The organism is Flavobacterium branchiicola, from assembly GCF_018383905.1.
GTDB lineage: Bacteria > Bacteroidota > Bacteroidia > Flavobacteriales > Flavobacteriaceae > Flavobacterium > Flavobacterium branchiicola.
Map to the genome: position 1 here is coordinate 80850 of NZ_JAGYWA010000009.1, position 23965 is coordinate 104814.

The window sequence follows — 23965 nt, forward strand, 5'->3', positions numbered from 1 at the left end:
TAATTTTTTTTAAGAATATTTAAAATTTAGATCAATGTTAAACTTAATAAAAGAATTAGAAGATAATGATGTCATAATTTCATTGAATGGTGATAATCTTGAGATTAATTTTGATGGAGAATTAGACAGTGAAATCATTGGAAAGATTAAAAAAAATAAGGAAGAATTAATTCGTTTTCTTGCCAGACATTCAAATGCCGATTCCGGAATTACCAAAGCAGTTATACAAGAAAGTTACCCAGTTTCGCATGCGCAAAAAAGAATCTGGCTAATGAGCCAGGTTGAAGAAAACTCTAAAGCACAGCATATTCATTCCAGAGTTTATCTGGATGGAGAATATGATATCGCCATTTTTGAAAAAGCCCTGAGAAAAGTAATCGCACGTCACGAAATTCTTCGAACTGTTTTTCGATTAAACGAAGATGGAGAGGTAAGACAATGGATTTTGAATGAAGAAGATTCAAATTTCCCTATTACTTATTTGGATTTCAGTACCGAAGAAGATTCCAAAAGGAAAGCGAATACCTACATGCTGGACGATAATAAAAAGTTATTTGATTTAGAAAACGGGCCTTTATTCAGAGTAGCTTTTTTACAATTAACGGCAAATACTTTTGTTTTTTATTACAATATGCACCACATCATTACCGATGGATGGTCGCTGGAAGTATTAGAGAAAGATATTTTTGCTTTTTATAAAGCTATAAAATACGGAGAAAAAGAGCCTGAAAATATCAAAATTCAGTATAAGGATTATGTTTCCTGGCAATTGGCAGCAATTGAAAAAGGAGTTTATAAAAAACATGAAGATTTTTGGCTTGATAAACTTTCAGGAGATTTAACAAGACTGAATTTACCAGGTTCTAAAACAAGGCCAAAGATTAAAACGTTTAATGGTCACATGTATTTTTCGTATCTGTCTCCTCAGTTAACAGCTAAGTTGAGAGCTTTATGTAATGAAAACGGAGGAACTTTGTTTGTTGGATTAATGTCTGTTTTAAAAGTTCTTTTTCATAAATACGCTCAGGAAAAAGATATTACACTTGGAACTGCAGTTGCGGGAAGAGAAGATTCGGATTTAGAAGATCAAATTGGTTTTTATGTAAATACAGTACCGTTAAGAAGTACCGTTGAAGAGGAAGATTCATTTTTGACATTTTTTGAAAATGAAAAGAAATCCATTTTAGAAGCCTTCTCACATCAAAAATATCCTTTTGATATGACAGTTTCTAAGCTTAATCTGGCACACGACATTAGCCGAAATTACATTTTTGATGTCATGGTTAATCTTTATAATTTCTCTGAAGTAAACAAAGGAATTGTTATTGACGAAAAGAAAGCGGAAGAGATACTGAATTTTGGATTTGTAAATTTAAATTTTGATTTAGAGCTTGTATTTCATGAAGTAGGTAATACGATATCACTAACTATATCCTACAATAATGATTTATATGATGAGACGTTTGTTACAAAATTCATTAATCATTTTAAAAACCTGATTGAAAGTGTAGTCGAAAATCCGACTCAGCAAACAAAAAGTATAGAGTACTTAACAGCCGAAGAAAAACAAGAAGTTTTATTTGATTTTAATGCAACTGAGGTTGATTATCCAAGTGAAAAAACTTTTGTTACGTTATTTGAAGATCAGGTCAAAAAAACACCAAATGGAATTGCATTAGTGTTTGATGAGATTAAATTGACTTATGCACAACTTGATGCAAAAGCCAATCAGTTTGCTTGTTATTTAAAAACTAAATATAACGTAGAATCTCAGGATAAGGTTGGTATAAAACTAGACAGAAGCGAAACATTAGTAATATCCATATTAGCCGTTTTAAAATCTGGTGCAGCATATGTACCAATAGATTCTGCATATCCGCAGGAAAGAATAGATTTTATTGAGAAAGACAGTAATTGTAAAGTAATTATTGATACTGTTGAGTGGAATGCTTTTTATTCAAAAGCAGACAAATATCCTATTATTAATGCAGGGCAAGTTGTTTCTGCAGATAGTTCGGCTTATGTAATTTATACTTCAGGTTCAACAGGAAATCCGAAAGGGGTAGATATTGCACATTCCTCTTTAACAAATTACCTATTGTGGGCAAAAGATTATTATTCAGAAAACGGGGTCCGAAATCTTGATTTTGGTTTGTTTACCTCATTATCTTTTGATTTAACTGTAACCAGCTTGTTTTTACCATTAATAAGTGGAGGAACTCTGACAGTTTTTGAAACTACAGATGATGTTTCAAAACTACTAACAGATTATTTAAAAAGTGATATTAGCAGCATAAAACTAACGCCTGCGCACATCAGTATTTTAGAAAGTCTTGATTTATCTGCCACGGCGATAGAACTGGCTGTAGTAGGAGGGGAAGCATTACTTGAAAATCAGGTAAGAATCCTTCAAAAACTGAATCCAAATATTAGGATCATTAACGAATATGGACCTACAGAAGCTACGGTTGGATGTATTGTTTATGATGTTAAAGACGCTCAGGAAACGGTACTTATTGGTAAACCAATTGCCAATACACAAATCTATATTCTGGATGAAGCATTAAATCCTGTTGGCATTGGTGTGACCGGAGAGTTATATATTTCCGGTAATGGATTAGCACGAAGTTATATTAATCGTAAGGATCTTACCAAAGAAAAATTTATCTCAAATCCTTTTCGTGCGGCTTCTTTGATGTACAAAACTGGCGATTTAGGAAAATGGCTTGCTGATGGAAATATTGATTATACGGGACGTATAGACGATCAGGTAAAAATTCGTGGATACAGAATAGAGTTAGGAGAACTGGAAAGCACGCTGTCAAACATTAGGGAAATTAGCCATTCTGTAGTTGCAGTAAAAGAAGACAAGGGCGAAAAATACCTGGTTGCTTACTATGTTGCTGATACAACTTTAGATAAAAACCACGTTAAGTCAGAATTAAGCAAAGTGTTGCCCGACTATATGCTTCCGGGATATTACGTTCAGCTAGAATCATTACCGCTTACAACAAATGGCAAGGTCGATAAAAAGTTGTTGCCTGAAGTAGGAGAAGCAGATTTGATTAAAACAGCATATGTAGCACCAGAATCTGTAGAAGAAAAAATCTTAGCTGCGGCATGGTCTCATGTTTTAAAATATGAAAATATTGGTATAAAAGATAATTTCTATAATCTTGGTGGAGACTCTATTAAATCTATATTAGTTATCTCACGCCTGAGACAGCAAGGTTATTCGCTTAAAGTAGAGCAGATTTTAAGAACTCCAATATTAGGGGATTTAGCCAAAATGCTTTCACTTAATCAATTAAAAGTAGATCAGTCTCAGGTAATTGGAGATGTTTTATTGACTCCAATTCAGCATTATTTCCTGAATAATCAACTTTTTCCAAATAAGGATTATTACAATCAATCTGTACTATTAAATTGGAACGGGGCTATCGATGCTAAGATTTTAGAGAAATCAATCTCGTCTTTAGTATTGCATCATGACGCATTGCGAATGGTGTACAAATACGAAAATGGTGAATGGAATCAATATAATCGTGATGCATCTGCGCAGCATTATAAAATTGTATTTTATGATTTGCAAAAAGAAGAAAATCAATTGGCAGCAATGCAAACAATTGGAGAAGAATTACAATCAACAATTGATATAAGTTCAGGAGTACTGTTTCATATAGGGCATTTTAGACTTTCAGATGGAGACCGATTGGCTCTAATTATTAATCACCTGGTTATTGATGGAGTTTCATGGCGCATTTTGTTAGAAGATTTATCCGCCTTATATGAGTCTCATCAAGCAGCAACTTTAGTGCCTTTACCTCTTAAAACAGATTCGTTTCAGCGTTGGGCCAGTGCGCAAAGTCAGTTTGCACAAAGCAAAACAATGCAGGCAGAACGTACTTATTGGGAGAATTATTCTGAGAATAAAATAATGGACTTTCCCGTCGATTTTGAATCGTCTGATATTGCCTGGAATTTAAACAAAGAATACGGTTTTAAATTAGAAAAAGACATCACAGAAACACTCAAAACAAAGGTTCATGATGTTTATAATACAGAGATAAACGATATTCTTTTAACAGGATTAGGATTGGCAATACGTGATGTTTTTGGCATCAGAAAAAGTGTGATTGCTATGGAAGGTCATGGTCGTGAAGAAATCATTGATGGTGTTGATATAGGCAGAACTGTTGGATGGTTTACAACCCTGTATCCTTTTGTACTGGATTTATCCAACTCTGATGAGTATGAATTAGTAACCACCAAAGAATTGTTGCGCAAAGTACCAAACAAAGGTATTGGTTACGGAATATTGAATTATTTGGATAAACCTTTTGAAAATGAACTTTTGCCAAGAATACAGTTTAATTATCTGGGAGATTTTGGAGATAATACCGAAGACAAAAAATCAAATCAGTTATTTAAATTTTCATCAGAAAGTATTGGACTTCCATTGGCTATAGAAAATACCAAAAGTAAAATCTTGCTTGATATAACCGGAATGATGATTTCGGGTGAATTAAGGATTTCAATACGTTATTCTGCCGATTGTTATACCGAAGAAACAATCAAAAAACTTAACGAATATTATAGCAAAAATTTACAAAGCCTGATAATTGAGTTGGCTTCTGCAAAACAAAAGTATTTAACAGCTTCAGATTTGACGTATAAAAAAATATCAAATCAAAAACTGGCAGAATTCAATAGCGATAATGGTATTGAAGATATTTATGAGCTTTCCCCATTACAGCAAGGTTTATACTACCATTGGTTGGTAAACCGCAATAGTCCTTTGTATCTGGAGCAATTTTCATACAGTATTCAAACCAACAATCTTGATATTGAATTAGTAAAACAGGCCTTCAATAAATTAATAGCACGATACCCAATTCTTCGTACTTCATTTACAGATAGTTTAGATGATGTCCTTTTGCAAATCGTGCATAAAGAAGCAGAAGGTAATTTTTCTTTTGAAAAAATTTCAGCAGACGAATCAGATGTTGAAAGTGTTATTGAGAAAATAAAAGAAGATGACAGAAACCGCGGTTTTGATATGAGTAAACCGTCATTAATGAGATTAAAAGTTGTAGAAACCAATAAGCAAAACGAATATGTTTTCATCTGGAGTCATCATCATATTCTTATGGATGGTTGGTGTGTAAGCATCCTGGTCAATGATTTTTACCGCATTTTAATGGCATTGAGCAATAATCAGGATATTACTTTGCCTGAACCGGTTAAATATGCTAATTATATCAACTGGTTATCAAAAATTGATAAAAACGAATCACTTTCTTATTGGAAAAATTATCTGAATGGAATAGAAACTGTTGCTGAAATTCCGTTTAAGAAAAAAAATCTTCAAAACAGAGATGGAAAACCGGTTTACAAAGCCGAAGAACTTTTTGTGAACGGAGCTGTTTTTCAAAATATAACGCAATTCAATCAGGATTTAGGTATTACTTTGAGTACTTATATTCAGGGAGTTTGGGGATATTTATTATCCAGATACAATGGCACAAACGATGTTTTGTTTGGTACCGTAGTTTCGGGCAGACCAGGTGAGTTAGAAGATGTAGAAGGTATCGTAGGATTATTTAGTAATACAATACCGGTCAGGGTTAATTATAAAGAAAATGATACGCCGGCAACATTTCTAAAACAATTGCATTTAGAAATGCTGGAAAGTACAACGCACCATTATATTAATTTATCCGAAGTACAATCGCAAAGCGAACTAGGCATGGGATTGATTAACAATATAGTTGTATTCGAAAACTTCCTGGTACAAGACAACATCGATGACGAAATAACATCTTTGTATAGTCAGGAAGATAAAAAGATAACAATTGGAAAAGTTGATTTTGCAGATCAGACCAATTATAGTTTTCATACAACAGTAGTTCCCTCAGATAGCTGGTTTAAAATAGAATTCAAATATGACAGTACTATTTTCAACACAGAAGCGATCGAAAATTTAAAAGCACATTTCTTTAATATTGCAAATCAATTTAGTACAGGAAAAGAGGCATTAAATATTGGTACTATTGATTATTTGACTGAGAAAGAAAAAAATCAATTGTTGTATGATTTTAATAAAACCAATTTCAATTATCCAAAAGACAGGACAATTGTTGATTTGTTTGAAGATCAAGCACAAAAAACACCCGATAATGTTGCCGTAATTTTTGAGAATAGAAATATAACCTATCGTGAGTTAAACCTTATTACAGATCGTTTGGCTTATACTTTAATCGAAAATTATAATGTAGAATCCGGTGATTTTGTTGGAATTCAGTTCAACAGAAGCGAATGGGTAATTATTTCTATACTGGGAATATTAAAAGCTGGAGCCGTTTATATTCCGATTGATTCAGAATTACCATCAGACAGAAAAGCATTTATTTTTGAAGATGCAGATTTAAAACTACTTATTACAGAAACTGCATTCATTTTTGATTTGGATTTTGATGGAAATATCTTTTCTGTTGATGTAGAATTTGATAGCGATCTTGAAGTTCATTTCAAAAAACAAAGAATATTACCTCAAAATCAGGCTTATGTAATTTATACTTCAGGTTCTACAGGAAATCCTAAAGGAGTAGAAATTGCGCATTCATCATTAACAAATTATCTTCTTTGGGGAAAAGACTATTATTCAGCAAACAGATCAGGAAATCTTGATTTCGGATTGTTTACTTCACTTTCTTTCGACCTGACAGTAACAAGTTTGTTTTTGCCATTGATAAGCGGAGGAGCATTAACTGTTTTTGAGACCACAGATGATATTGCTCAATTGCTTGAAGATTATTTAAAAAGTGATATTACAAGCATAAAACTAACGCCAGCCCATATTAATATTTTAGAAAGTCTGGAGTTGTCTTCAACAGCTGTAGAACTGGCAATAGTTGGAGGAGAAGCACTATTGGAGAATCAGGTAAGAATCCTTCAAAACCTAAATCCAAATATCAGAATCATTAATGAATACGGACCTACAGAAGCTACTGTTGGTTGTATTATTTATGATGTAAAAGATGCTCAGGAAACGGTTTTAATAGGTAAACCAATCGCTAATACGCAAATCTATATTCTGGATGAATCTTTAAATCCTTGTGCAATAGGAGTAAAAGGAGAATTATACATTTCCGGAGACGGACTTGCAAGCGGTTATATAAACCGACCTGATCTTACGCAGGAAAAATTTGTGCCAAATCCTTTCCGTGAAGATACTTTGATGTACAAAACAGGAGATTTAGGAAAATGGCTTGCTGATGGAAACATTGATTATACAGGCCGTGTAGACGATCAGGTAAAAATTCGCGGATACAGAATAGAATTAGGTGAATTAGAAAATGCTCTTTCAAATATTCCGCAAATCAGCCAGTCTGTAATTGCTGTAAAAGAAGACAATGGCGAGAAATATCTTGTAGCTTATTATGTTGCTGACATTACATTAGATAAAAACCTTATCCAGTCAGAATTAAGCAAAGTATTACCCGATTATATGCTACCGGGTTATTATATTCAACTTGAAGCCATACCAATTACCACAAATGGTAAAGTAGATAAAAAGTTACTTCCTTCAGTAGACGATGCAGATTTGATCCGATCTGAGTATGTAGCTCCAACCGACGAGGTTGAATCTGAATTGGTCGAAATCTGGCAAAGAGTATTAAACCGGGATAAAATTGGAATTACAGATAATTTCTTTTTTCTCGGAGGTCAGAGTATAAAGGCCATTATGGTTATTGCAGAAATCAAAAAAGCATTCAATGTCAAAATTGAACTGGATGTACTCTTTAACAACCCGGATATTAAAACTATCGCTACAGAAATCAGAAACAAAATCTGGTACAGTCAGGAATTAACAGAAGAGAGTATTACAGACAAAATTATTATCTAAAAACGAATTGACTTAACATTCAGAAATTTATTAAAATGGAATCAAACGACAACACTTATTATTTAAAATTAAACGTAGCATTAGAAGCATTAGTAGACAGATGGTATGCATGGTCGCACATCGTATCGCCTGCAACAGCAGCCATGAACATTAAAGAGAGACATCTTAAGATTATGGAATCTTATATCAAGAATCCAAAAATACATGCAGCAGCAGTGCAAAATCCAAAAATGCTGGGTGGTCCTTTTATTGATTATGACGGAGGAAGAATTGATGAGATTAAAAATTTATACGACGATACTTTAAGCAGAAGATCTTCTTTATTAGAATTCGCAGATGCAATTGTAGAGTTAAATGAGTTGTTGCAAAAAGAAGCAAAAGGATATTCTTTAAATTCTTTGTATGAAAAAGTTCCTGATATCTTAAAAGGTTATGTAGAATTGATTTATGATTTGAATAATAACCCAAATTTCAGATTATATGAATACTTACTTTACAAAAGCAAATATTATGATGAAAAGGCACAATCTGTTTCTTTACAATTAGTTGAGGCCGATGATTCAAGATCTTTTGTATTGAGTACACCAAGACTTAATGACAATAATCTTATTCATTTAGATATTCCATTTAAATCAGATGTGATTGATGAATTATTTAAAATGAAAAAAGTACCGGGAAATTACAATACAATCAAAGATAAACTTGGTTTATCTGGAGAAGAAGAAGCATTGTTCAAACAATTTTTTACAAAAGAAGCACCGGCTAAATTTAAAGAATATGAGGGTAGTGGAGTTAGAACACGCTATTTCGGACATGCTTGTGTATTAGTAGAAACCAGCAAAGTATCGATTCTGGTAGATCCTGTTATTAGTTATGATGGTTACGAAACAGATGTAAACAGATATACCATAAACGACTTACCGGAAGAAATTGATTATGTATTAATTACACACAATCACCAGGATCATATTTTATTAGAAACGTTATTGCAATTACGTCATCGTATTAAAAATATTATTGTTCCAAGCGGGGGGAAAGGAAGCTTACAGGATCCAAACTTGAAATTGATGTTTAATATCATCGGGTTTAAAAATGTGATTGAACTTGATGATATGGAAAGCGTAAATATGGGCGATTGTACCATAACAGGAATTCCATTTTTAGGAGAACATTCTGATCTGGATGTAAGAAGTAAATTATGCTATCATATCGCTTTGCATAATGATTTAAAAATACTTTTTGTAGCAGATTCTTGTAATGTGGAGCCTTCTATTTATAAAAAAATCCATGAAATCTTAGGAGATGTTGATGTATTGTTTTTAGGTATGGAATGTGATGGTGCCCCGCTATCATGGCTATACGGACCATTAATGCCGGATAAATTAGAAAGAAACAAAGACTTATCCAGAAGATTAGCGGGTTGTGATTTTGAACAGGGCAAGTCGCTTGTTGATATCTATAATCCTAAAAATGTCTTTGTCTACGCAATGGGGTTAGAGCCTTGGCTTGTTTTTATAAGCTCAATTAAGTATACAGACGAATCAAGACCTATTGTAGAATCTAATAGATTGATCGAAGAATGTAAAAAAAGAGGTATAGATGCCGAAAGATTATTTGGAGAAAAAACGATAGAATACAATAACGAAAAGGTAAGTATTTAAGAATGGCACATTTAATCAAAAACCTGCTGAAAAGATTAAGGGAAAACGATATTTATCTAAAAGTAAACGATAAAGAAGAGCTTGAAATAACAGTAAAACAAGGTAAAATTCCATCAGAACTTGTTGAAGAAATCAGAGCGCACAAAAAAGATATTCTTGAATATTTGAAATCATCTGAGGATGATACTGCAAATAAAATAGAAAAAGCCCCTGAATCAGATAGTTATCCGTTATCATCGGCCCAGAAATCATTATGGATTGTAAGCCAGGATCCTGAAGCTTCATTGGCATACAATATCCCGTCTTATAGTGTCTTAAAAGGGTTAAAAAATATTGATGTTTTAGACCAGGCTATAAAAGCAGTAATTGACAGACATGAAATTTTAAGAACAGTTTTTAAAAACAATGAAAACGGAGAATTAAGACAATTTATCCTTAATACTGCTGATTTAAACTTTAAAATTGATTATGTAGATTTCAAAAACGAAAGTAATGCTCAGGCAGGTATTTCTAATTATATTAAAAATGATACCAATACCCCATTCGATCTGGAAAAAGGACCTTTATTGAGAGTTGCCATTTTAGAGATCAATGAGCAGGAGTTTTGCTTTTATTATAATTTGCATCATATCATTAGTGATGGTTGGTCTAATGATATTTTAGAAAAAGAATTCCTTGCTTTTTACAGCGTTTATAGTACTAAATCCGGCATTAACCTGCCGGAACTTAACATGCAGTATAAAGATTATGCGGTATGGGAAAGTTCTTTGCTGGCAAGTGAAAAAATGGAGGATTACAAAAAATACTGGACAGAAAAATTATCCGGTGATTTGCCTCGTTTAAACTTACCTTCAAACAAGCAAAGACCAAAGTTTCAGACCTATAACGGACACCAGTTTCAAACCTATATTTCGCCTGACGAAGTAAATAAGTTAAGAGAAATAACCCAAAAAGAAGGCGGTAGTTTGTTCATGTCCGTATTATCGTTAATAAAAATTCTTTTGTATAAATATACAAATGAGACAGATATTACGATTGGTTTTCCTATGGCCAACAGAGATAATTTAAACCTACAGGATCAGATTGGGTTTTATATCAGACCATTGGCGTTGCGTAATCATATTTTGCCGGAGGAGACTTTTGCCCAATTTTATAAAAAACTAAAAGACAATACTTTTTTAGCTTTTAATAATAAAGAGTATCCTTTTCCGATTCTGGTAAATGATTTAAAAATAAAAAATGACCCTGGCAGAAGCCCTATTTTTGATATTTCACTAACCTTTCATAACACTTCATCTGAGAATAACACTGAAATTTTTAACACATCTAAAATTTCAGATTTGGGAAGTAATAAATGCAAACAGGATATTGAATTTCACTTTAAGGAAATAGGAAATTATTTGTCATTTGTACTCAATTACAATCCTGATGTTTATGACTCAGATATGGTGATTCAATTTATGAGTCACTTTAAAGAATTAGTAGCTGATTTACATAGCAACCCTGGTAAGGCTATTAAAGATTTAAACTATTTAAGTACAAAAGAGTGGGCTACATTAATACATGAATTTAATAATACTGCCGGTGACTCTCCAAAAGATAAGACACTGGTAGATTTATTCGAAATTCAGGTTAAAGAAACACCAGATAATGAGGCTGTTTTCTTTGAAGGAAAGAGCATAACATACAAAGAACTGGATGTAATTACAGATAGATTGGCTGTTAGTTTAAGAACAGAACATGGTATCGAAAAGGGAGATTTCGTAGGGGTTCAGTTGCATAGAAGTGAATGGTACATTATTTCATTTTTAGGAATTCTTAAAGCAGGTGCAGTTTATGTTCCAATAGATTATGAATTGCCAGAAGACAGAAAGTCATTTATTATTTCTGACACAGGTTTAAAACTATTGATTGTAGAAACGGCATTTATTTTTGATCTGGATTTTTATGATGGACTACTTTTTTCTATAGATGTAGAATTTGATTCCTCTATAGAAACAGCTGCGTACCAAAAACAAAATTTAACTCCCCAGGATTTAGCTTACGTTATCTATACATCGGGCTCAACAGGAAATCCAAAAGGAGTAATGATCGAGCATGCAGGAATTGTAAATACAATTGCCTCAGAAAGAGAGGCAATTGGAATGAAAAATTATAAGAATAGTTTACAATTTGCTTCTTTTTCTTTTGATACCTCAATTTGGGACATCTTCAATACGCTCTTATCAGGAAGTGCCCTTTATATTTTAAGTGAAGAAACCCGTAAGGATGTTAAAGCATTTGAAGCTTATATAGTTGAAAATAAAATTGATATTGCAACACTTCCACCAGCATTTTTAAAACTTATAGACATCAATTGTCTTAAAAACCTAAAAATGCTTATCACGGCAGGAGAGGCCGCAATCTATGATAAAGTTACGGCATATTTAGAATATGGTTCTTTCTATAATTCATTTGGACCAACAGAATCAAGTATTAGTTGCACAGGATATAAGGTAGGGAAAGGAGATAAGCTTCAATCTACAAATATACCGATTGGAAAACCCATAAAAAATGCACAGATATATATACTTGATGCTAATCTTAATCCTTGCGGAACAGGTATTTATGGCGAGATATATATAGCCGGAGCAGGTTTGGCCAGAGGATATCAAAATCGTGAGGAACTGACTTCTAACACCTTTATCCCTAATCCTTTTCAGGAAGGAAAACGAATGTACAAATCAGGCGATATGGGCAGATGGTTACCTGATGGAAATCTGGAATACAAAGGAAGAGTAGACGATCAGGTAAAACTTCATGGATATCGAATTGAATTAGGAGAAATCGAGAATCGCCTTTCCGAAATTGAAGGCGTAAAACATTCTGTAGTAATTGTTAAGCAGGATGAGGAAGATAAATATTTGGTAGCCTATTATGTTTCAGATGAAACTTTAGATAAAAACAAAATACAAACTGAATTGAGCAAGGTTTTACCTGTATTTATGTTGCCAAATTATTATGTGCAGTTACCTTTTATTCCTTTGACAACCAATAGAAAAGTAGATAAAAAAGCACTTCCGGCAGTTGCAGAAAAAGATTTGATAAAAACGCAATACGAGACACCGGAAACTCCTGAAGAAATTGTTTTGGCCAAAATGTGGTCTGAAGTATTAAAAACAGATAATATTGGTAAAAAGGATCATTTCTATAATTTGGGTGGCGATTCTATAAAGTCAATAATGATAATTGTCAAATTGAAAGAGCTGGGTTATATATTAAGAATTGATCATTTACTGAAACATCCTGTTTTGGAAGATTTAGCAAAAAAACTTGAGAAAACAGCAATTCAAGACACAACAGAAGAAAGTCAAAAGGAGGCCGAAACCGCAACTTCAAATTGGAAAATTGGAGATTTAATTCCGCTTTCACCAAACCAAAAAAGGTTTTATAAAATGAAATATGCTGCAGTTACGCTAAGTTTTAGAGTACCTGATTTTAGTTTATTACAATTTGAAAAAGACTTTAAGGCATTCTTATCCCATATTCCAAATCTGACAGTGAGGTATGAAGAGATAAATAATACTGTTTATCAAAGATATATTGCCGCAGAAGATACTAAAATTCAGGTTTTAGTAAATGAAATAGAAAGCAATAATGAAGATGTAATAACCCAAAACGGAAAAGCATTTTTATTAGAACAACCTTTTGATTTGCTTCAAGGAGCGTTAATAAGAGCTTTTATAGTTCCTGATGTCATTAAAAGTGATGCAACAGTAGTATTAGCCATCCACCATTCACTTGCAGATGCTTATACCACTGATACAATTTTAAAAGAAGCAGTAAATTATTTTAGTAGTAAAAAAGAAATCGGAGCTTACCATCATCCTTTCGAATTTATTACGCTTCAGGAAAAATATCTTAATTCTGAAGAAGGGCTCGAAAAACGAAAGTATTGGGTTCAAAATTTAAACGATCAATTACTGCACCGTACCTATCATAACAATGAAAGGGTTGATTATGTTGAACAGGAGATTATAATTTTCGGGGAAAAATTCGATAAAATAAAAGATTTGGCAATTGATTTAAATGTGCCGGTTAGTGCTCTTTTTAATGTGTTTTATCTCATGATTCTTAACAAAGTGGGTAACGAAGCTAAAAAGCTATACCAAATTTTTGTTACAGGCAGAGAAAAAGAAATCAAAGGATTAGAAACAGACCGAATATTAGGTGCAATTGATAATGTTTTGATTCATAATTATTATGAAAATGATTTTGATTTAAACATCGAGACTATTAGAGATACCTATCTGCAATATCTAAAAGAGAGAATGGAGCAGACACTTCCTTATGAAACAATGCGAGAGGATTTCAGAGATGCATCAGGAATTGATTTAGATGCTAACATCATTGGATTTTTGAATTTTATTATTTCAGAAAATAGCCTTTCTAACATTGATTTACTTGAAAAAGTGACTACCATTTATACCAAATCAGATGCGTCTTGTGAGGTGAGTTTGATTTGTAATCTATTCTCAAATGGCATCATTGTAAGGTTGATATCCAAGAAAGATTTTTATGAAAAAAACACAAGCTCTTTATCTCTTGAAGCATACATTGAAGAGTTTGCAGCATTCATAAATAAAAAAAGCAAACAAAAAGAAGACAAGTCTAATAAGTTGCATAAGGAGAAAATGTAGTTAAACTATTGAGCATTGAACAATGTGTTCCAAAAGAATAAATTATTAACCAGAAGAAAAATGTTTAACCATGGAAGATTTAATCAAAAACCTGTTGAGAAGATTGAGAGATAGTGATATTTATCTTAAAGTAAATTATAATGAGGAATTAGAAATTACGGTGAAACATGGAAAAATTCCTTCTGAATTAGTTCAGGAAATCAGGGAACATAAACAAGATATCATTAGTTATCTGAAATCTGCTGAAAATCGGTCAGAAAACAAAATAGAGAAAGCCAGGCCTGCTGAAAGTTATGTAACCTCATCGGCACAAAAATCATTGTGGATTGTTAGTCAGGACGAAATTGCTTCAATTGCTTATAATATTCCTTCATATAAATTATTGCAGGGCGTAAAAGATATAGCCATTTTAAAAAAAGCTATAAACGCAGTTATTGACAGACATGAGATTTTGAGAACTGTTTTTAAGAACGATGATCAAGGCGAATTGAAGCAATTCATTTTAGATTTTAATGCATTGAATTTTAAAGCTCATCATATCGATTTGAGAGAAGAGGAAGAGCGTGAAAAAAGTGTATTTAAGTACATTCAAAATGATTCGTACCAACCCTTTGATTTAGAAAAAGGGCCACTATTAAGAGTTGCTTTTTTGCAAATTTCGGAAGAGAGCTTTTATTTCTACTACAATTTGCATCACATAATAAGTGATGGCTGGTCTAATGCTATTTTAGAAAAAGAAGTGCTGGCTTTTTATAATTTCTATCTGGACGGTACGGCAATCAATTTGCCTGAATTAGAAACGCAATATAAAGATTATGCTGTCTGGGAAAATTCACTTTTTGAGAGTGGAAAAATGGAAAGCTATAAAAAGTTTTGGACAGATAAACTGGCAGGTGAATTACCACGTATTAATCTGCCTGCAAACAAACAAAGACCTAAGTTTAAAACCTATAACGGACATCAGTTTCAGGCATATATAGCTGCCGATGAATTAGCTGGAACAAAGAAATTACTTCAAAAAGAAGGGGGAACTTTATTTACATCTATTTTGGCAATATTAAAAATCCTGCTATACAAGTATACAAACGAAAGGGATATTACAATTGGATTTCCTATTGTCAACAGAGACGAGTTTAATTTGCAAAACCAAATTGGTTATTACATAAAACCATTGGCATTGCGTGATTATTTGTCTCCGGAAGATACGTTTAGTACTTTTTATCAAAAACTAAAGAAAAATACTTTTTTGGCATTCAATAACAAACAGTATCCTTTTCAGGTTTTGGTAAACGATTTAAAATTAGATTACGATCCTGCAAGAAATCCGTTATTCGACATTTCGCTTACTTTTCATAATATTTCATCAGAAAATCAATTTAATAAAAACTTTGATCATACAATAATTGATGATCTGGGAGCAAGTAAGTGTAAGCAGGATATTGAATTTCATTTTCAGGAATTAGGAGACCATTTATCGTTCATGGTAAACTTTAATACAGATGTTTATGAATCTGAAATGATTATTCGGTTCATGAAGCATTTTAAGCAAATTTTATCAACATTAGTAAACAATCCAGACAGCCCGATCGACGATTTAAATTATTTAACCGAAGTAGAAAAATCGAAGCTAATACACGATTTTAATAATACAGCTGTTGACTATCCAAAAAATAATACCTTGATCAGTTTGTTTCAGCAACAAGTTAAAAACATTCCTGATACTATTGCTGTAGTTTTTGAAGACAAAGCACTAACGTATAGTGAGCTGGATTTACTTTCTGATCGTTTGGCATATAATCTGCAAGAAAATTATAATATTCAAAAAGGAGATTTTATTGGGGTGCAGTTAAACAGAAGTGAATGGTTTATTGTCTCAATTCTTGGAATATTAAAAGCTGGTGCTGTTTATGTACCTATTGACCCTCATTTACCGGCAGATAGAAAAGCATTTATTTTTGAAGATGCCGATTTAAAATTATTAATTACGGAGACCTTATTCATCTTTGATTTAAATTTTTATGAAGGTCATGTTTTTTCTATAGATGTAGAATTTGATGGAACACTTGAGGTACATTATCAGCAACCAAAACTATCTCCTGATGATCTGGCTTATATAATTTATACTTCCGGATCTACAGGAAATCCTAAAGGCGTGGCTATTGAACATGCAGGAATTGTAAATACCATACTATCACAGATTGATATTTTTGAACTTAAAAATTGCAAGAACAGTTTGCAATTGGCGTCTTTTTCGTTCGATGCCTCGATTTCAGAAATATTTATCACGCTTTTGTCCGGTTCCAGTCTTTATGTATTAAACGACGAAACCCGAATGGATGTTAAATTATTCGAAAAATACATTATCGAAAATAAAATAGACATTGCTACTATAACGCCAGCTTATTTAAAGCTACTGGACATAAGCAGTTTAAAAGATTTAAAAGTTTTGATAAGTGCGGGCGAATCGGCCGTGTACGACAAAGTTGTAGAGTACTTACAATACGGGACATTTTATAACGCATACGGACCAACGGAAACAAGTATATGTGCAACCATATTTAAAATAGAAAAAGATAGCAAACTAAACACAGTGAATATTCCTATTGGAAAACCCATTGCCAATACTGCCATTTATATTTTGAATGAATTCCTTTCACCATGTTCAATTAACGTTACGGGCGAAATTTATATTGGTGGAAATGGTTTGGCGAGAGGATATCTTAATCGTACTGATCTCACAAAAGAAAAGTTTATTCCAAATCCTTTTAAAGAAGGCGAATTGATGTATCGCTCAGGCGATTTAGGCAAATGGTTGCCAGATGGAAATGTTGAGTTTGCAGAAAGAGCAGACGATCAGGTAAAAATTCGTGGACATAGGATAGAATTAGGAGAAATAGAAAACAGTATTTCGCAAATAAAAGGAATTAGTCATTCTGTAGTGGTTATAAGAGAAAACGAAGGCGATAAATTTCTCGTAGCCTACTATGTATTGAATGACGTTTTAGACAAGAAAGAAATACAATCTCAATTGATTAAAGTACTACCTGATTATATGTTACCCAGCTATTATATTCAGTTAAATTCGATACCCTTGACCATAAATGGAAAGATCGATAAAAAAGCACTTCCGGCCGTTAAAGAAGATGATTTAATAAAAACAGCATATGTGCCTGCCACAACTACAGAAGAAAAGGTTTTGGCCGACGTTTGGAAACTAGTTCTTAAATGTGATACGATAGGTTTAAAAGATAATTTTTACAACTTGGGAGGTGATTCTATTAAAGCAATATCAATCGTTTCAAATCTCAAACAACAAGGTTATCTGTTAAAAATAGACTACTTATTAAAAAATCCAATACTGGAAGATTTATCAAAGTTAATATCGAAGAATTCGGTAGAAAAAAGTAGTTCAGAAAAACAAATCGTTGCCTCCGATCACGAGAAAATTTGGGAAATCGGGGATGTGATAGCCTTATCACCGAATCAAAAAAGATTTTATAAAATGAAGTATTCGGCAGTTAGCTTCAGCTTTACAATGCCCTATTTCAATGTATTTCAATTTGAAGAAAAATTCAGAATCTTTTTATCTCATTTTCCAAATCTTACTATAAAATATGAAGAAAATGAAGATGGAGTTTTTCAAAGATATATAAGTGCCAATGAAACTAAAATTAAAATTTTGGTAAATAAGCCGGAAGTAAATGATGAAAAGCAAATTTATAATACAGGAAAAGAATTTTTATTGGATAAACCATTTGATTTACTTCACGGAGAATTAATCAGAGCCTTTGTTGTTCCTGATGTTAGTAAACTCAAAGCGACAATTTTTGTAGCATTACATCACTCTCTTGCAGATGCTTATACAACAGATATACTTGTAGAACAAGCTGTGGCTTATTTTGAAAAAGATAGGGAGATTAAAAAATTTCATCATCCCTTTCAGTTTATTGCATTGCAGCAACAGTATCTAAATTCGGAAGAAGCATTCGAAAAAAGAATGTACCTGGTTGAAAACTTAGAAGATCAACGACTTTATAATCATGTTACTAAAGAAATTGAAAGAGAAGATTTTCTGGAGCAGGAAATGATTATTTCAGGACAGGAGTTTAAGAAAATACAAGAGTTTAGTAAAGATTTGAACCTTCCTGTGAGTGCAATTTTTAATGCATTTTTTCTAATGATCCTGAATAAGACGGGTAAAGAAGATCAAAAATTGTATCAAATTTTGGTCAACAACAGAGAAAGGGAAGTAAAAGGTTTGCAAACAGAGAATATACTCGGAGTAATTGATGATGTTTTGATAGCAAACTATTTCAATAATGATTTTGATTTAAGTATCGAATTTATCAGAAATAATTATTTACAGTATTTAAATGACAGAATAGAACAGACAATTCCTTATGAAACAATACGCGAGGATTTTAGGATTGCTTCGGGTATAGATTTAGACCGAAATGTTATTGGTTTTCTGAATTTTCTAATTTCTGAAACAGAGATTGATAATGTAGAGAATACAGAAAAAAGTACCATAAAAGAAACGAAAACGGATATAGGGTTTGATCTAAGTTTAGTTTGTAAACTCTTCTTAAATGGTATTACGGTAAAATTAGTTTGTAAAAAACATTTTTATGATGAGAACAAAAATGTTTTATCACTTGAGCAATATGTTGAAGAATTCCTCAGTGTTTTAGCTGAAAATCAAAATATTAATATAGCAGATCAATACAATAAATAATAAAAAAGATTTACACAAATTAAAAAATGAAAAGAATCATAATAACACTAATATTAATTATAAGCCCATTTTTTTGTATCGGACAAATAAAAATAAGTGGTAAGATCAAGGACGAAAAAGCTATGCTCGCATTTGTGGACATTGTTTTGACAAACGGTAAAAATCAAACCATAAAACAAACACTTACCAATAGCAATGGTGATTTTGAAATTGAAGCAAAAGCCGAATCCTATACTTTGACAGTAAGTCATAGTAATTATTTGAGTTTTGTAAAAAAAATTGATTTAACAGAACCAATGGTTTTAGAACCAATAGTACTGGTAGAAAAAAGTACTTCTTTAGATGAGGTGGTGATTAATTCTTCTCCGACAAAAATTAGAAGAGAAGCTGATAAAACAGTCGTAAACATTGACCGAAGTCCAATTACCAGCACAGGAAATATTTTTGAAGCTTTAGGAAAAACCCCGGGCTTAGTGGTTAGAAATGATCAGATTTCTATGCTGGGAAAAAGTGGTGTAATGATATCTATAGACGGTAGAATGGTACAGCTTTCCGGAGAAGATTTAAGTAATTTTTTAAAATCATTGCCAGCAAGTGATATCAAGGAAGTTGAGGTAATCACGAATCCTTCTGCCAAATATGAAGCACAAGGAAATAGCGGTGTTATTAATATCATTTATAAAAAGATCAAAAAAGATACCTGGAGTGATAGCATGTCATTAGTAGAGAATCAGGCAAAATACGGATGGAGAACCTTTAGAAATAACTTTAGTTATCAAAAAGATAAATTAAGTTTTCTTATAAGCGGAGTGTACAATTCCGGATCATTTTACAGAGAAGAAAGAACAACAATTGATTTTGTAGATAGTCCTCTAAAATTAATAAGTAAATCTAAGGAAAAGAAGAATGATTTTTCTACCCGATTACTGCTGGATTATGACTTTACTAAAAACACAAGAGTTGGTGTACAATATTTACGTATGGTTGTTATTCCTACCACAACTGATGATGTTAAAACAACGTTTTTTGACAAGAATCAGCAAATAACAAATTACTTAATAGGAAACGTAGATACTAAGGATGATAAAAACAACTCGATATTTAATTTCTATGTAGATCAGAAGTTAGATACGTTAGGCAAAAAGATTGTCTTTAATTTTGATATTCTGGATTATAATACAAAAAGAGAAAATAGTATTTTGTCTAATAACTACAGTCCTGACGGAGAATTTTTAAACATTGATTTTTCTAACACAGGAAATTCTTTTCAGGATGTCAGCAATTACAGTGGAAAAATTGATGTAGAATTTCCAATAGAATGGGTTAAGCTTTCGTATGGTGGTAAAGCGAGTTTTAGTAAAACCAATTACCAGTTGTATAATTACAATACCATAAGCGGAACACCTGTTTTAAATCCTTTGCAATCCAATCAGTTTGACTTTGATGAAAATATTCAGTCTGTTTATGTAAATGGTTCTAAAAAGTTTAATGAAAGATGGGAAGCGCAATTAGGATTACGCTCTGAATTTACACAAACCAAAGGTGTTTCTTTAGATGCATTTCCGCCGGAATATGAAAATAAGTACGCAAAATTATTCCCTACGCTTTATTTGTTATTTGCCCAAAATGAAAATAACACTTATATAGTAAATTATGGAAAAAGAATAAACAGACCTGGTTACAGACAATTAAATCCGGCACGTTATTTTATTAATAGTCAGGTATCTGCAATTGGTAATCCATACTTATTACCATCTTACAGTAATAACATAGAATTATCGCATACTTATAAAAGTAATTTGTCTACCAAAATTTCATTTAGCGCTACTACAAATTCATATAGTGTAATTCCCGAAGTTAATAAAGTGACCAATGAACAGACCATTATATTTAAAAACTTTTTTAATGAATATAATTATTCATTGACAGAAAGTTATCAATGGGACATCACTAATTGGTTAAAAACCGACAGTAATATATTTATAAATTATAGTACTGCAAAGAAAACAGATCCTGCTGTAGATGTAGAGCTTCTGAATGGTTTTGAATTTCGTGCACAAATTAATAATGTTATAAATTTCAATAAATCAAAGTCTATCGTAGGCGAGGTCAATTTTTGGTATGATTCGGCCTATAATAATGTCTTATTTCATTATTCAGCATCAAGTTCATTAGATATGGCAGTTGCATTTAAGTCATTGGTAAAAAACATGAATTTAACCGTGGGGGTAAATGACTTATTCAATTCAAGCCCAAGCTATGCTTATTCAACAGTAAATGGTATCAATCAAAGCTTTATCTCTTATCCAAGTAATCGCTATTTCAAAGTATCACTGTCTTACAATTTTGGAAACGACAAAGTTTCTAAAAAAGACAGAAATTTTGGTAACGAAGAAATAAGAAGAAGAAGTAACTAAAAATTAATAAGCATGGAAAATAGAGTAAATAAATTTCAATTGTTTTTGCTTCATTTTGCAGGAGGAAGTTCCTATTCTTTTGATTTTTTAAAGAAAGAGTTTGATGCGGATATCGAATTCATTGCACTTGAATTGCCGGGCAGAGGAAAAAGATTTGAGGAAAAATTACTAAAATCAAAACAATTGGCAATCGCTGATTATTGCAAACAGATCATTAGTTTAAGTAATGGATCTCCCTTTATAATTTATGGGCATAGTATGGGAGCTTCATTAGGATTACGAGTGGTTTCAGAACTTGAGCGTGCCGGCTATTATCCAAAGCGACTGATTGTTACCGGAAATGCTGGCCCCGGTGTACAAAAAAAAGAAAATGTTATACGCTATTTGTTAGATGATTTTCACTTTAAGGAAGAACTAAGAAACTTAGGTGGAATTCCTGAAGAAGTACTGACAAATACAGTTTTATATGATTTTTTTGCGCCTATAATGCGTGCAGATTTTGAATGTATTGAAAAAAAAACTACTGCTTCAGAAAATAAGAATAACGCTAAACTGCAAACCCCGATATATGCCATGATGGGATCTGAAGAAGAATGCTGCAACGAGATCACAAACTGGAGGAATTTTACCAGTGCTAGTTTTGAATATAAAATTTTAAAAGGGAATCATTTTTTTATTTATAACCATGTAAAGGAATTAACAACCCTGATAAAAAAATCGTTTTTAACAGAAATGCACTTTCAGGAATTGTAAAGAAGAATACCTTTTTTATCAAAATAAAACCAGCTAACAAGTCAATTAATATTTAGAGTATCAAATTTAAAAATCAAATTATTTAATAAAATCAGAAATGTTAAAAATAAAAAAAAGACAGATAATCTATTTACTGCTGTATGCCGTACCAAATACCTTATTGACATTTGCAATCGTGTACATTATTAATAATGTAATGGCAGGAAATAAAGCTTTTTTAAATGGCTACATGGGAATTGTTTTTACGGCTGTTCTTGTTTACACCTACTTACTGAATATTATTTTTCAGAAAAAATTAAATGAGTTTTCTTTTGATATGTTATATCAAAATGAGAAAAATATTTTTAAGAAAATTTTGAGCGTTCCGTTGCTAAAACTCGAACAATTTGGCTCGCAGCGATTTTATACCGTTGTCGAAGATTTAAGAACATTTTCTCTGCTTCCGTACACGGTTACACATACAATAAATTCATTGCTAATGCTTGTTTTGTGTTTGATATACATGTTTACATTATCGTTTGTTTCGGCATTAATAGTAGTGGCCTTAATCGTGTTGGTTGGAGCATGTTATTTTATAGTAATGAACACAATGTCTAAACGTGTCAATCAATTAAGAGAATACAATGATGGTTATTACAAATCTGTTGATGATGTTATTAGAGGATTTAAAGAGTTGAAAATTAACCTGATAAGAAGAGAAAATCTAATGAATAAATTTATTGTTCCTAACAGAGATGCAGCTATGAATCTTGATTTTAATATAAATTATGTCTTTCTCTCCATTAATTTAATCAGTCAATATGGATTGTATTTTGTTGTATCGGTTATTTTATTTGTCTTACCGGCTTTTGATTTACTTTCAAGAGAAGATGTTATTGCCTATGTAGTTATAATTCTTTTTATCTCTGGACCTATTAATAATATTATCAATTTGCAGCAATTATATACACGTTTTTTTGTTGCAAATACAAGGATTTCAAAGTTCATGAAAGATTTTGAAGTTCCCGAAGATAATACGCCAACTGAGCCACAAACTAACAATGATTTTGAATCATTGCATTTTAATGACATTGGTTTTGCTTATCCCAATGCAGATAGTGATTCTTTATTTAAACTAGGCCCTATAAATCTAAACATCCAGAAAGGAGAAACCATTTTTGTAGTAGGAGGAAACGGGTCAGGTAAAAGTACTTTTATTAACGTTCTTACAGGTTTGTATCCACCATCAGAAGGTAAAATAACGATCAATAACCATTATCAGGAAATTGATTCAATGAGTTTTCAGGATTTAGTTGCGGCCGTATTTACAGACAACCATTTGTTTTCTAAAAACTACGATAACTATACTTTAGAAAATAATAGTCACTACACGGGTTTATTAGAAACAATGGAATTAGATAAGGTCGTTGTAGATGATAAAGATGAATCTGTTAGAAGGAAATTCTCTAAAGGGCAAAGTAAGCGTATGTCCCTGATATTTGCTTTACTGGAAAACCGGCCAATTTTGGTTCTCGACGAATGGGCGGCAGATCAGGATCCTCATTTCAGAAAATATTTTTATGAAGAACTACTGCCAAAATTTAAAGAAGCAGGTAAAACCATAGTTGCCGTAACCCATGATGATGCCTATTTTCATCTGGCAGACAGAATCATAAAATTTGATTACGGTACTATTGTCAAGGATATAAAAACTACTTCTAAAGAAGAATTGACAGAAAATTTCTGGGTATAGTTTTCTATCGATAATAATCTAAAAAGGCTTTTAAAGGCTAAGCTTTTGATCACTTAATTCCTTAATTTCTAGTATTCAA

7 protein-coding genes are annotated in these 23965 nt (G+C 32.2%); all 7 read left to right on the forward strand.

The features are described 5' to 3' along the window. Positions 1-34 precede the first annotated feature (34 nt). The 7 genes from KHA98_RS20390 to KHA98_RS20420 all read left to right on the forward strand — a co-directional run bounded on the left by KHA98_RS20390 (position 35) and on the right by KHA98_RS20420 (position 23886). Complete coding sequence (locus tag KHA98_RS20390; RefSeq protein WP_213259836.1) at positions 35-7909, forward strand: non-ribosomal peptide synthetase; 7875 nt, start codon at positions 35-37, stop codon at positions 7907-7909. A 35-nt stretch (positions 7910-7944) separates the two neighbouring features. Beyond that, entirely contained in the window at positions 7945-9570 is a 1626-nt protein-coding gene (locus KHA98_RS20395; protein ID WP_213259837.1) for an MBL fold metallo-hydrolase, read from the forward strand. A gap of 2 nt (positions 9571-9572) precedes the next feature. Further along, positions 9573-14249: a non-ribosomal peptide synthetase gene (locus KHA98_RS20400; RefSeq protein WP_213259838.1), complete on the forward strand. Its 4677-nt coding sequence runs from the start codon at positions 9573-9575 to the stop codon at positions 14247-14249. 70 nt (positions 14250-14319) lie between these two features. Next, the gene (locus KHA98_RS20405) at positions 14320-18984 is read left to right on the forward strand and encodes a non-ribosomal peptide synthetase (RefSeq protein ID WP_213259839.1); all 4665 of its coding nucleotides are present in this window, start codon (positions 14320-14322) and stop codon (positions 18982-18984) included. A 26-nt stretch (positions 18985-19010) separates the two neighbouring features. Further along, on the forward strand, positions 19011-21401 hold the full coding sequence (locus tag KHA98_RS20410; RefSeq protein ID WP_213259840.1) for an outer membrane beta-barrel family protein: 2391 nt from the start codon (positions 19011-19013) through the stop codon (positions 21399-21401). A gap of 12 nt (positions 21402-21413) precedes the next feature. Beyond that, complete coding sequence (locus KHA98_RS20415) at positions 21414-22154, forward strand: thioesterase II family protein (RefSeq protein ID WP_213259841.1); 741 nt, start codon at positions 21414-21416, stop codon at positions 22152-22154. A gap of 97 nt (positions 22155-22251) precedes the next feature. Further along, positions 22252-23886, forward strand: coding sequence for a cyclic peptide export ABC transporter (locus KHA98_RS20420; RefSeq protein WP_213259842.1), 1635 nt, complete (start codon positions 22252-22254; stop codon positions 23884-23886). Positions 23887-23965: the final 79 nt, after the last annotated feature.